Consider the following 12594-nt stretch of genomic DNA (forward strand, 5'->3'; position numbering starts at 1 on the left):
GGTTTATTTGAGATGCTTATTTTTAAGAGTATGCTTTTATTTTAGGAATGTTTTGATCCGATGAGTCGAAAGCTCAGGTTGTGCTCACTCTTAAGTTGATGGGCATGGTGTTGCATCCCCCACTAATGATTAAAAACTCAGAATAAAACGAAGTTCACACATTCAAGAAAATACGGGGTGAGGGGCATATGAATCAACAAATTGAACAAACAGATTTAAAACGAACAATGAAAAGTAGACACCTATTTATGATTGCACTCGGCGGTGTTATCGGAACCGGGTTATTTATGGGATCTGGTCAAATTGTCCATAATGCCGGACCTGGTGGTGCTATTCTTGCATTTTTAGTCGGTGGATTTGTTATGTATTTAACGATGTTATGTCTTGGTGAATTATCCGTCGCTATGCCAGAAGCAGGTTCATTCCAAAGTTATGCAAGCAAATTCATTTCACCTGGTTTTGGATTTGTTGTCGGTTGGATGTATTGGTTAAATTGGGCTGTTACAGTTGGCGTAGAGTTAACAACTGTAAGTATTTTAATGAAACGCTGGTTTCCAGACGTTTCTTCCTGGATTTGGTGCGTTACATTTGCAGCAGCACTCTTCCTCGTAAACGCTTTATCAGCAAAAGCATATGCAGAAGCAGAGTTTTGGTTCGCAAGTGTAAAAGTCGCAACAATTGTTATTTTCATCGTACTTGGCGGCGCTGTTATGTTCGGTCTACTAGACTTTAATGGAAAGCCAGCTCCAATGCTTCATAATTTCACTGAAAATGGCGGGCTATTTCCAAATGGTGCATTAGCTGTTCTTCTTACGATGATTACAGTAAATTACTCCTTCCAAGGAACAGAATTAATCGGAATCGCTTCAGGCGAAAGTGAAAATCCTGAAAAAACAATTCCAAAAGCAATTAAAAACACAATTTGGCGAACTCTCTTCTTCTTCGTCTTAGCGATATCAGTTGTTGTAGGTTTACTCCCATGGCAAGAGGCTAATCTAGTCGAAAGTCCCTTTGTACTTGTATTTGATGTAGCCGGTGTCCCATATGCAGCAGACATTATGAACTTTGTTATTATTACAGCTGTATTATCCGTTGCTAACTCTGGTCTCTACGCAAATTCTCGTATGCTGTGGGCGATGGCAAAACAAGGAATGGCAAGTCCAGCATTTACGAAATTAACTAAAAAAGGTGTACCGCTAAATGCATTAATTTTCAGCCTAATTTTCGCTAGCCTATCCTTACTAACAAGTGTATTTGCGGCAGATACTGTCTTTCTAGTTTTAACATCTATTGCAGCAATGGCTGCCGTTGTAGTTTGGATGTCAATCGCCGCTTCACAGTTTTTCTTCCGTAGAAATTTCGTGAAAAATGGTGGCGACATAAATGATTTAAAATATCGTACACCGCTCTATCCACTCGTTCCAATCGTAGCGTTCTCGCTCAATTTCATTACATTTGTTAGTTTGGCTTTCATTCCAGATCAAAGAATTGCTCTTTATTGCGGCATTCCATTTATGATTATTTGTTACATTTTATACCAAGTTAAATATAAAAAAATTGTCACACTTGAACAGCCACGAACTGTCACACAAGAAATAAACTAAATATACAAAATATTCAGCTATCTTTCTTATCATAAGATAGCTTTTTTCTATTTCTTGGATATCCTGGTATAACTTTATTTATCTTAAAATTTTCACAATCACGTTTTTCTCTGGAAAATAGTTTACAATGTAATCAAGTTACAAATGATATTCACCTTAAAAAGTGTGCATTTGTGTCTATTTTTTAACAATATATCAAAAACTATTGCCTTCTATAAATTAATAGGTTTATATTGTTTTATTGGCATAGTTTCAATCCAAGGAGAAAGGAGATTTTCAATCGTGCAACTAAAGAAAGCGTTTTGGAAGTTGGCTTCACTTCTTCCGTTATCATTACTTCTGTTCCTCGGTGGCTGTGATAAAAAACTCGCAGTATTAAATCCGCAAGGACCTGTTGCAAAAGCACAGTATGATTTAATTGTTTGGTCATTCTTGCTTATGTCATTAATTATCGCAATTGTATTCATTCTGTTTACAGTCATCTTGATTCGTTATCGTGAAAAACCAGAGAATATGGACTATGAGCCACCTGAACAACACGGTAACACATTACTAGAAATTATTTGGACGCTTGTTCCTGTTATTATCGTTATCGCATTATCGATTCCAACAGTAAAAGCAACTTATGCTTCGGAAGAGGTTCCGAAAGAGTCCAAACATATTAAACCAGTTGAAATTTATGTTACATCTGCAAACTGGAAATGGTTATTCAGTTACCCAGAGGAAAAAATTGAAACCGTTAACTATTTAAACATCCCAGCTGGTGTACCAATTCAATTCAAACTGACTTCTGTCGGCCCAATGAATGCTTTCTGGGTACCAGAACTTGGTGGTATGAAGTACACAATGGATGGCATGATTATGGATCTTTATTTACAAGCTGATAAGCCAGGTTCTTACCTAGGTCGTAGTGCGAACTTCTCTGGTGAAGGATTCACTCACATGGAGTTCGAAGTTGAAGCAAAAACTAAAGAGAAATATGACAAGTGGGTTAAAGAAGTACAAGAAACTGCTCCTAAACTAACAGAAGCTAAGTACAACGAAATTGTTAAACCTGGTGTAGTTGGTCGTATGACATTCTCTAGTCACCACTTAAGTTATGTAGATCCAAAATCACTTGAATATTGTGATTACAACTACTACAAAAACAAAAAATAATAGCTATTATTCCAACAGATTGGAGTGAACACAGTGAAGCTTGATGAATTCTTTGTCACAGGTGATCCGATTATTTACGGTGCAGACGCTTCTATCGTTCTTGTGACATTAGCAATCATTTTCGTACTAACAAAGTATAAAAAATGGAAATGGCTTTGGGACGAATGGTTAACAACTGTTGACCATAAAAAAATCGGAGCTATGTATATTATTTCTGCGGTTATCATGTTATTCCGTGGTGGTATGGATGGTTTAATGATCCGTGCACAGTTAACATTCCCAGAAACAACTTATTTAAACGCTGAACACTATAACGGAATCTTTACAACGCATGGTACAGTAATGATTCTTTTCATGGCAATGCCATTCGTTATGGGATTAATGAACCTTGTAGTACCATTACAAATTGGTGCTCGTGACGTTGCATATCCGTTCTTAAATGCTTTAAGTTTCTGGTTATTCTTTGTCGGAGCAATGTTATTCAACATCGCTTTCGTAATCGGTGGTTCTCCAGACGCTGGGTGGACTTCTTACTTCCCAATGGCAGGTACAGAGTTTACTTCAGGCGTAGGAAATAACTACTACGCAATTGCATTACAGATTTCAGGTCTCGGTACGCTAATGACCGGTATTAACTTCCTTGTTACTATCTTAAAAATGCGTACACCTGGTATGACTTTAATGAGAATGCCAATGTTTACTTGGTCAATCTTAATTACAACAATTATCATTATTTTCGCTTTCCCAGTATTAACAGTTGCTCTTGCATTAATGACATTTGACCGTCTATTCGATGCTCACTTCTTTACGATGGCGAGCGGCGGTATGCCGATGTTATGGGCCAACCTGTTCTGGGTATGGGGTCACCCTGAAGTATATATCGTTATTTTACCGGCATTCGGTATTTTCTCTGAAATCATTAGTACATTCTCACGTAAACGTCTATTCGGTTACAGTGCGATGGTATACTCAATGGTTGCAATTTCTTTACTAAGTTTCGTCGTATGGCTTCACCACTTCTTCACGATGGGTGCAGGTCCAGCGGTTAACTCATTCTTCTCGATTTCGACAATGGCGATTTCGATTCCAACCGGGGTTAAGATCTTTAACTGGTTGTTTACACTGTATAAAGGACGTATTCGTTTTACAGTTCCAATGCTTTGGTCATTGGCATTTATTCCAAACTTCGTAGTCGGTGGGGTTACAGGGGTTATGCTTGGAATGGCAGCAGCTGATTATCAATACCATAACAGCTACTTCCTAATCGCTCACTTCCACTACGTATTAATCGCAGGTACAGTATTCGCTATGCTTGCTGGATTCACATTCTGGTATCCAAAAATGACTGGTCATATGTTAAATGAACGCCTAGGTAAATGGACATTCTGGATCTTTATGAGCGGATTCAACATCTGTTTCTTCCCAATGTACTTCTTAGGTTTAGACGGTATGACTCGTCGTATGTACACTTACTCTGAAAGTCTTGGATGGGGATGGCTAAACCAAATCGCATCTGTTGGTGCGGTAATGATGGGTATCGGCTTCCTACTTCTTTGCTACAACGTAATTTGGAGTGCACGTCACGGTGAACGTGACACAACTGGAGATCCATGGGATGGTCGTACACTTGAATGGGCAACTCACTCTCCTGTACAACATTACAACTTCGCGAAGCTTCCTGAAATTAAAGAAGCTGATGCTTTCTGGTACATGAAAAAACGCGGAGAAACAGTTACACCAGCAGCAGAAGATATTAAACCAATTCACATGCCAAGTAACTCTGGTGTGCCTATTATTGCGTCTGGATTCTTCGGTCTTGCAGGTTTCGCATTAGTATTTAGCTGGTTCTGGCTTGCAGCAATCGGTGGTATTGGTATTTTAGCTTGCTTAATCTATCGTTCATTCGATTATGATGAAGGCTACTATATCAGTGTTGATGAAATTAAAAAAACAGAACATATAGCATGAGAGGTGAAATGACATGGCGGCTTTAGATAAAAGCTTACCTTTGGAATATCAATCCGAACAAAGCAGATTGAATATCCTAGGATTCTGGATTTTTCTTGGGGCTGAAATTATGCTGTTCGCAACACTTTTCGCCTCTTATCTAGTCCTTGCTGGTCGTACGGCAGATGGCCCAACACCAGCGCAATTGTTTGAACTTAAAACGCTTTTAATTCAAACATTACTACTTTTAACAAGTAGTTTCACATGTGGTATCGTAATTCATGAAATGCGTAAGCATAACCAAAAAGCGATGCTTGGATGGTTCGTCCTTACATTACTTTTAGGTGCAGGTTTCCTATTCTTCGAGATCGAAGAGTTCATTATGTACATTGGTGAAGGCGCAACAATTCAAACAAGTGCTTTCTTATCTGGATTCTTCGTTCTTCTTGGAACGCACGGAGCTCACGTAACAGGCGGTATCATTTGGGCAACTTGTGTTATTATCCAAATTTTAAAACGAGGTTTAACACCAGTTACAGCTCGTAAAGTATTCATTATCAGCTTATACTGGCATTTCCTTGATCTTGTTTGGGTCTTTATTTACACACTAGTTTACTTGAACGGGATGGTGGCGTAAATGGCTCAAAACAACAATCAAGCAAACGGGCATGCGCATAGCGGATTCCCTTGGTCACACGTTTTCGGATTTATTTTATCGCTTGCATTAACGTTTCTAGCGTTATACGTGGCACTTTACACAACATTGCCACTTTCAACAGTCTTAACAACTATTATCATAATGGCTGTTGCGCAAGCATTGTTACAATTAATTATGTTCATGCATTTAAAAGAAGGAGAAGGAAGAGTTCAAATTCTTACAATGATATACAGTTTCTTCGTTGCAACTGCAACGGTTGGTTTAACTGTATGGATCTTCTTCTCAATGTAATGTACATGAAAAAGACTGCTGAGATTCCTCAGCAGTCTTTTTTTATCCCCTCTATTACATCCACATTACGGAATTAACAGCATAATCATGAAAAATATACTTATTATGACAAATGTTAAGAAAAGTCTTTCTTTATGAAATCGAATCCATATGCGTTGCTTTTCTACCTATTATATGGCTAAATAGGTACTATATTTATTTGAAGGGAGAGAACGCAATGGAACATCATACTTCTGTTCTATCACTTATGGTTGTCGTTGCAATCGCGTTTTTCGTTCCCCTTTTGTTACAACGCTTTAAATTAAAAGCACTTCCTGTGGTCGTTGCAGAAATTATTGCAGGAATCTTTGTAGGTAAAAGTGGGTTTAATATTATTGAGCCAGATATATGGCTTCAAGTTTTATCAACATTAGGATTTATCTTCCTCATGTTCTTAAGCGGTTTAGAAATTGATTTTTCTATCTTTAAACAAAAAGGGAAAAAAAATACGACAAACGAACCAAATACATTTCAGGCAGCAAGCATTATCTTCTTATTTATTTTCATCTTATCTTATGCCCTATCATTACTATTCGTATGGCTAGGATTCGTAGATAATGCAATGTTCATGACTTTAATTATTTCAACTATTTCTTTAGGTGTTGTTGTACCAACATTAAAAGAGAATAACTTAGGAAAAACAGCAATTGGGCAAATCATTTTATTAGTCGCTGTTATTGCGGATTTAGTTACAATGATTTTACTCGCTGTATTCGTCGGATTAAATTCGGAAAGCGGCCAAAGCATGTGGCTTCTTCTTCTTCTATTCGGCGCTGGTATTGTTATTTACTTCGTTGCAAAACGTTTTAAAAACATTCCATACTTAGATAGTTTAAAAGCTGGTAGTGTACAAATTGATACACGAGCTGTTTTTGCACTCATTTTAATCTTAGTTGGGTTATCGGAATCTGTTGGAGCAGAAAATATTTTAGGCGCCTTCTTAGCAGGTGTACTTGTATCGTTATTATCACCAAATGAAGATATGGTGGAAAAACTTGATTCTATCGGCTATGGTTTCTTCATCCCTATTTTCTTCGTAATGGTTGGTGTAAATCTAGAGGTGTGGTCTATTTTCAAAGAACCTTCTAGCATGCTAATGATCCCAATCTTAATTGTAGGACTCTTTATTTCAAAACTCTTACCATCACTCGTCTTAAGAAAATGGTATCCACGTAATATCGTACTTGGAAGTGCAATTTTATTAACATCGACACTTTCTTTAGTTATTGCGGCTGCACAAATTGGTGAAAAACTGGAGATCATCAGTCCAAGTTTATCTGCCTCTCTTATTTTAAGCGCAGTTATTACTTGTATTTTTGCACCTATATTGTTTAAAAAAATGTTCCCAAAAGTAGAAACACCAAAACCAAAAGTAGCTATTATTGGCGCGAGCAGAATTACCCTTCCGTTATCATTAGATTTAAAACGAGAAGATTATGACGTAACGCTATATATGATGCGTCAAAACAAAATAAATGATGAAGAAGCGAAATCGCAAGACTTCCCTATCGTGAAATTGGATGACATCACAATCGCATCATTAACTGAACAAACAGCATTTGATGCAGATCGCGTCGTTGTTGCAACAAGTGATGATGAACAAAACTTATTATTGGCAGAACATGCAAAAGAGCTAGGTGTTGAACATGTTATTGCAAGTGTAGAAGATCCACTTCTACAAGAAAAAGCAACGCAAGAACATATCGCTGTATTCTCAACAATTAACTCTACACGTATTTTATTACGTGCGCTTATTGATAAACCTAGTCTCGTTCGCTTAATTACAACAGCAAACGAAACAGTCCGTGAAGTTGAACTACGGAGCAATAAATATAACGGCGTTGCACTTCGTCGCCTTCCGTTTTTAGGTGATGTACTAGTCATTCAAATTTATCGTGGAAATAAAGCATTAATCCCACATGGGGATACAAGACTACAACACGGTGATACATTACTTGTAACAGGCTCAAAAGAACATATCGATACACTAAAAAACATATTAGAATAAAAAAATGCCCCTCACATAATTGAGGGGCATTTTTTCCATTTCATATGGTAAAATGTTACTATCACATATTATGGGGATGGATTACATTATGTCTATTATAACTTTAGCTCTCTTATTATTAGCCGAAATACTCGTTGCCATTATTCTCATCGGTGTTAGTATTGAGATTTGTAGTTACGGATGGAAAAAATCGAATGGAATAAAATATTCTTGCCTCCTACTTTCACTCCTTCTCGGAACTGCTAGCATACTCGGACTTCTCGCCGCACCTGCCTATTTCTTTATACAATTAACAGAAAAAGCGTTATAAGAAAGGATGTTAATATGATTACCGTGAAAAATATTGAGGGATCTGAAACTTACGTATTACGTCAAAAAATTTTACGCCCCAATCAAACATTAGCAGATTGTAAATACCCTTCCGATTATGAAACAGACACCTTCCACTTAGGCGCATTTATAAACGATGAACTAATTAGTATCGCTTCCTTCTCAAAAGAAATATATCCCGACTTACCAACGGGTATTCATTATCGTCTACGAGGAATGGCAACATTACCTGCATTTCGAAACAACCGTGCTGGAAGCTCCTTAATTCAGAAGGCGGAACAAATCTTGCAAGAACGCCAAGCAAATATATTATGGTGTAATGGCCGAATTACTGTAGCTGACTATTACAAACACTTAGGCTTTCAGGAATATGGTGAAATCTTTGAAATTGAACCGATTGGCCTTCATAAAGTACTATATAAAAGAATATGAGAAAAGCTTTCCTCAATATGGGAAAGCCTTTCTTATATTTCAATCTTCTCTTTTTATTTTTTTCATATATATGTATATAAACAAACTTGGAACTAAAAAACAAGCAAACATAATAAGTCCTGTCATACTAATTTCCTTTATCGAAATATCTGGTGTTACAACGATACAAATAGCTAAAATCCCAATAATAATACCCACCGGAATGAATAATAGCTTCATAAAATAACGACGCGACACTCCGCCCGTATGCTCATACACTTCCACTGAATTTTTCAGATTTAAAAAGTTAATAATTATTATCCCGCCCATAAATACCATTAATAAATCCGAAACACTTTCATATCCTGCCCCTTGCAAGACATAGCGGTAAAAGACGATAGCTAGTATGACGATATTTTGTAAGATGAAAGCTAATCTAATATGTTTTAACCCTTCAATCATTAAACGTTCATCTTTCACGATTTTCATCCTACCACTCCTTTTCCTCCCAAAACAAATCATTCAACGTTTTATCTACTGCATAACAAATTTTTAAACATAAATCTAAAGATGGATTGTATTTCCCCTTCTCAATTAAACTAATCGTTTGCCTTGTAACGCCTACTTTTTCTGCTAATTGTTGCTGTGTTAAATCTAACTGAACACGCGCGACTTTTATTTTACTTACAGCCATTCATGTTCCTCCTCTACCTCTATTGTAACATATACATTCCATTAAGTAATTTATATTTTACGAAATCAATTAAGTTTTCACCTTATCCCAATTGGTGCTGGCTAATACACAGTGAGGATATCTCCTACTGCCTATAGTTTCACTTTATTATACACAAAAAGGGAGCCTCCCATAAGAAGGCCCTCTCCTATATTTATATTATAAGAATAAATGACACCCAAATAAGAATGCAAATAAGTATAGTAATGGATGTACTTCCATCCCTTTACCCTTCACAATTTTCAAGACTGGATATACTAAAAATCCAATTGCGATTCCATTTGCAATACTAGATGTTAACGGAATACCTATAAAAATTAAAAATGCTGGTAACGCATCTTCAAATTCATTCCAATTAATATCTCGAATGCTTTGTGCCATTAAACTACCTACTATAATTAATGAAGGAGCTGTAATAGCGGCTACACTTGATAAAGAAGCAATAACAGGACTAAAAAATGCCGTTATAATTGTTAGACCAACAACTACAATCCCTGTTAATCCAGTTTTACCACCTGCAGCAATACCTGCTGACGATTCAATCGTCGCTGCTGTTGGGCTTGTTCCAAAGATAGAACCTGTAGTCCCGCCAATCGCATCTGCAATAAACGCTTTACCAAAACGCTTCTCTGTATTGTCTGTAATTAAACCTGCTTGTTTAATTAAACCAAGTAATGCACCTGTTGTATCGAATAAAAGTACAAGTAAAAATGAAAATACAACGCCGTATAATCCGTATTCAATTACATCTGAAAAGGCATTGATTGGGTTTGAAACGATGATACCCTCTGGTAAATGAGGCATCGCCACAATTTTATCAGCAAACTTCAATTGCCCTGTAAAGAAGGCAATAATTCCTGTCACAATCATACTAATAAATAATGCACCGCTCACACGCAATGTCATTAATACCGCCGCTAATATTAAACCAATTAAAGTTAAAATAACAGCTGGAGAATGAAAATCACCAATCGTAACTAAATTAGACGGATGATCCACGATAATTCCAGAAAGGCGCAATCCAATAAAAGCAATAAATAGTCCAATTCCACCTGCAATTGCATGCTTTAAACTATCAGGAATTGCTAAAATTAACTTTTGTCTAAACGAAGTAAAAGATAATAAAAGAAAAATAATCCCCGTTACAAATACAGCTGAAAAGGCAACTACATATGTAATCCCTTCTGCCTTCTGTACAACAGAATAAGCAAAATATGCATTCATTCCCATAGCTGGAGCAATAACAATCGGATAATTCGCGAAAATCGCCATACCTACTGTTCCAACAACGGTTGCAATAATTGTTGCTGTAAACGCTTGGTCAAATGGTACACCTGCATCAGATAATATTTTTGGATTGATGACAAGAATATACGCAAATGTAAAAAAAGTTGTGATGCCAGCTAAAAACTCTTGCTTCACAGAAGTGTTATATTTTTGTAATTGAAACATGCTTATGTACCCTTCCTACACCTGAATTATTATCACACATTCTTTTTCTTACTAGTATGTGAGAAAATATAATACTTAATCTTAACAATCAATAAAAAGAAGAGTCAATATATTCCCTAATAGTTCGAATTTTAAGTTTAAGTCTGACAAGTACAGATGTAGTACAGTTCATTATGATTATTTTTGTAGCATAACAGATAGAAATGTTTTATAATTTGAAATAGTTAAATATTTAGTAAACGCATTCAAATATCGTTCACTCTACAAGGGGGATTCTTCTTATGCAGCACACAAACAAATCTGGAACTTTAAATCGTGGTTTAAAAGAACGACATATTACTTTAATGTCACTGGGCTCAGCTATTGGCGTTGGACTATTTTTAGGATCCGCTTCCGCCATTAAACTAGCAGGTCCTTCTATTTTGCTAGGCTATATGATTGCCGGTCTCGTTATTTTTTTCATTATGCGAGCGCTTGGGGAAATGGCAATTGAACAACCTGTTGCTGGTTCTTTTAGTAAATATGCATATGATTATATTGGACCACTCGCTGGTTATATTACTGGCTGGAATTACTGGTTCTTATGGGTTGTTACTTGTATGGCTGAAATTACAGCAGCTGGTATTTACATGCAGTACTGGTTCCCAGATATCCCGCGCTGGATTTGGGCATTACTTGCTCTATTATTAATGAGCGCTTTTAACTTCTTATCGGTAAAAGTATTTGGAGAACTTGAGTTTTGGTTTGCTCTCATTAAAATTGTCACAATTATCTGTATGATAGTAGTCGGAGCTGGTATTATTTTATTCGGATTCGGAAACGGTGGTATCGCTACTGGTATTTCAAATCTTTGGTCACATGGTGGCTGGTTCCCAAATGGATTTTCTGGGTTACTACTCTCCATGCAGATGGTACTATTCGCTTATTTAGGCGTTGAATTAATCGGTGTTACAGCTGGTGAGGCTCAAAATCCGAAGAAAACACTCGCAAAGGCAATCGATAACGTATTTTGGAGAATTCTACTCTTTTACGTTGGGGCATTATTCGTTATGATGGCAATTTATCCATGGAACGAACTTGGCGAGAAAGGCAGTCCATTCGTATTAACATTCCAACAAATTGGTATCGCAAAAGCAGCAGGTATTATTAACTTTGTCGTATTAACAGCAGCTCTTTCTTCTTGTAACGGTGGTTTATTTAGTACAGGCCGTATGCTATATACATTAGCTCAGCAGAAAAAAGCTCCTGAAAGATTTGGTCGTTTAAATAAAAATGGCATTCCAAGCCAAGGAATTGTAGCAACTGCTATCGTTTTACTAATTGGTGTTATATTAAACTATCTTGTACCTGCAAAGGTATTTACATGGCTTACTAGCATTTCAACTTTCGGTGCAATTTGGACTTGGGGAATTATATTAGTCGCTCAAATTAAATTCCGTAAAAGCTTGCCTACTCAAAATAAACAAAAGTTATCGTATAAAATGCCTTTATACCCATTAAGCTCATATTTCTCACTCGTTTTCCTTGTATTAGTATTAGGTATAATGGCGTATTCAGAAGATACACGAATTGCATTGATTGTCGGCCCAATTTGGCTTATCGGCTTAGCAATCGTATATTACATGAAAGGGTTTCATAAGATTGATGAAACACCTAACTCAAAAATTAGTTAAGCAAAACATCCCTTCCTTATTACTTGGAAGGGATGTTTTTATATCTATATAAATATTTCTCAACAAAATTCACGGTATTTTTACAATTTTTTAATATTTTTTATGTTTTCCGTCTTTATTTTTATAGAAAAATAAATTACATTATTAAAGCACATATATTTATTATTAGGGGGATTCTTCTACATGCCCATCAACTTAAAAATCTTCACTACCCCCAAGTGTAAAAAAACGTTATTCTTTCTAAAAAAGCTAGACTAGAAAGGATGACGTTTTCTTATGAATCTCTCGAT

General features: G+C 36.4%; 12 protein-coding genes. 9 read left to right on the forward strand and 3 right to left on the reverse strand.

Going from position 1 to position 12594, the window contains the following annotated elements:
* Positions 1 to 188 precede the first annotated feature (188 nt).
* From MR168_RS29205 to MR168_RS29240, 8 genes are all read left to right on the forward strand, one after another.
* Positions 189 to 1604, forward strand: coding sequence for an amino acid permease (locus MR168_RS29205; protein ID WP_001075749.1), 1416 nt, complete (start codon positions 189 to 191; stop codon positions 1602 to 1604).
* Positions 1605 to 1886: 282 nt separating this feature from the next.
* Entirely contained in the window at positions 1887 to 2762 is an 876-nt protein-coding gene (locus MR168_RS29210; RefSeq protein WP_001176165.1) for a cytochrome aa3 quinol oxidase subunit II, read from the forward strand.
* A 33-nt stretch (positions 2763 to 2795) separates the two neighbouring features.
* The gene (gene qoxB, locus MR168_RS29215; RefSeq protein WP_000762366.1) at positions 2796 to 4730 is read left to right on the forward strand and encodes a cytochrome aa3 quinol oxidase subunit I; all 1935 of its coding nucleotides are present in this window, start codon (positions 2796 to 2798) and stop codon (positions 4728 to 4730) included.
* A gap of 13 nt (positions 4731 to 4743) precedes the next feature.
* Positions 4744 to 5346 carry a cytochrome aa3 quinol oxidase subunit III gene (qoxC, locus tag MR168_RS29220; protein ID WP_000729318.1) on the forward strand — a complete coding sequence of 201 codons (603 nt, stop codon included), beginning with the start codon at positions 4744 to 4746 and terminating at the stop codon, positions 5344 to 5346.
* Positions 5347 to 5658 (forward strand): cytochrome aa3 quinol oxidase subunit IV, encoded by a 312-nt coding sequence (gene qoxD, locus MR168_RS29225; RefSeq protein WP_000068425.1) that lies wholly within the window; start codon positions 5347 to 5349, stop codon positions 5656 to 5658.
* A gap of 217 nt (positions 5659 to 5875) precedes the next feature.
* Complete coding sequence (locus MR168_RS29230) at positions 5876 to 7705, forward strand: monovalent cation:proton antiporter family protein (RefSeq protein WP_086412296.1); 1830 nt, start codon at positions 5876 to 5878, stop codon at positions 7703 to 7705.
* 52 nt (positions 7706 to 7757) lie between these two features.
* Positions 7758 to 8015 carry a DUF4022 family protein gene (locus MR168_RS29235; RefSeq protein WP_000926991.1) on the forward strand — a complete coding sequence of 86 codons (258 nt, stop codon included), beginning with the start codon at positions 7758 to 7760 and terminating at the stop codon, positions 8013 to 8015.
* Positions 8016 to 8029: 14 nt separating this feature from the next.
* A complete protein-coding gene (locus tag MR168_RS29240; RefSeq protein WP_000633767.1) occupies positions 8030 to 8467 on the forward strand; it encodes a GNAT family N-acetyltransferase in 438 nt (145 codons plus the stop codon).
* Between the two features lie 39 nt (positions 8468 to 8506).
* On the opposite strand, the gene MR168_RS29245 is transcribed toward MR168_RS29240, so the two are convergent.
* The 3 genes from MR168_RS29245 to MR168_RS29255 form a co-directional block, all read right to left on the reverse strand.
* Positions 8507 to 8935: a hypothetical protein gene (locus MR168_RS29245; protein WP_000706629.1), complete on the reverse strand. Its 429-nt coding sequence runs from the start codon at positions 8933 to 8935 to the stop codon at positions 8507 to 8509.
* A gap of 1 nt (position 8936) precedes the next feature.
* Positions 8937 to 9140 carry a helix-turn-helix transcriptional regulator gene (locus tag MR168_RS29250; protein WP_000301183.1) on the reverse strand — a complete coding sequence of 68 codons (204 nt, stop codon included), beginning with the start codon at positions 9138 to 9140 and terminating at the stop codon, positions 8937 to 8939.
* Between the two features lie 198 nt (positions 9141 to 9338).
* The gene (locus MR168_RS29255; protein WP_000487191.1) at positions 9339 to 10631 is read right to left on the reverse strand and encodes an NCS2 family permease; all 1293 of its coding nucleotides are present in this window, start codon (positions 10629 to 10631) and stop codon (positions 9339 to 9341) included.
* Between the two features lie 281 nt (positions 10632 to 10912).
* Here MR168_RS29255 and MR168_RS29260 point away from each other — a divergent pair, with 281 nt between their 5' ends.
* Positions 10913 to 12304, forward strand: coding sequence for an amino acid permease (locus MR168_RS29260; protein ID WP_006919303.1), 1392 nt, complete (start codon positions 10913 to 10915; stop codon positions 12302 to 12304).
* The last annotated feature ends 290 nt before the right edge of the window (positions 12305 to 12594 follow it).

The sequence above is a fragment of the Bacillus cereus group sp. BfR-BA-01356 genome (genome assembly GCF_022663635.1).
Lineage (GTDB): Bacteria > Bacillota > Bacilli > Bacillales > Bacillaceae_G > Bacillus_A > Bacillus_A cereus.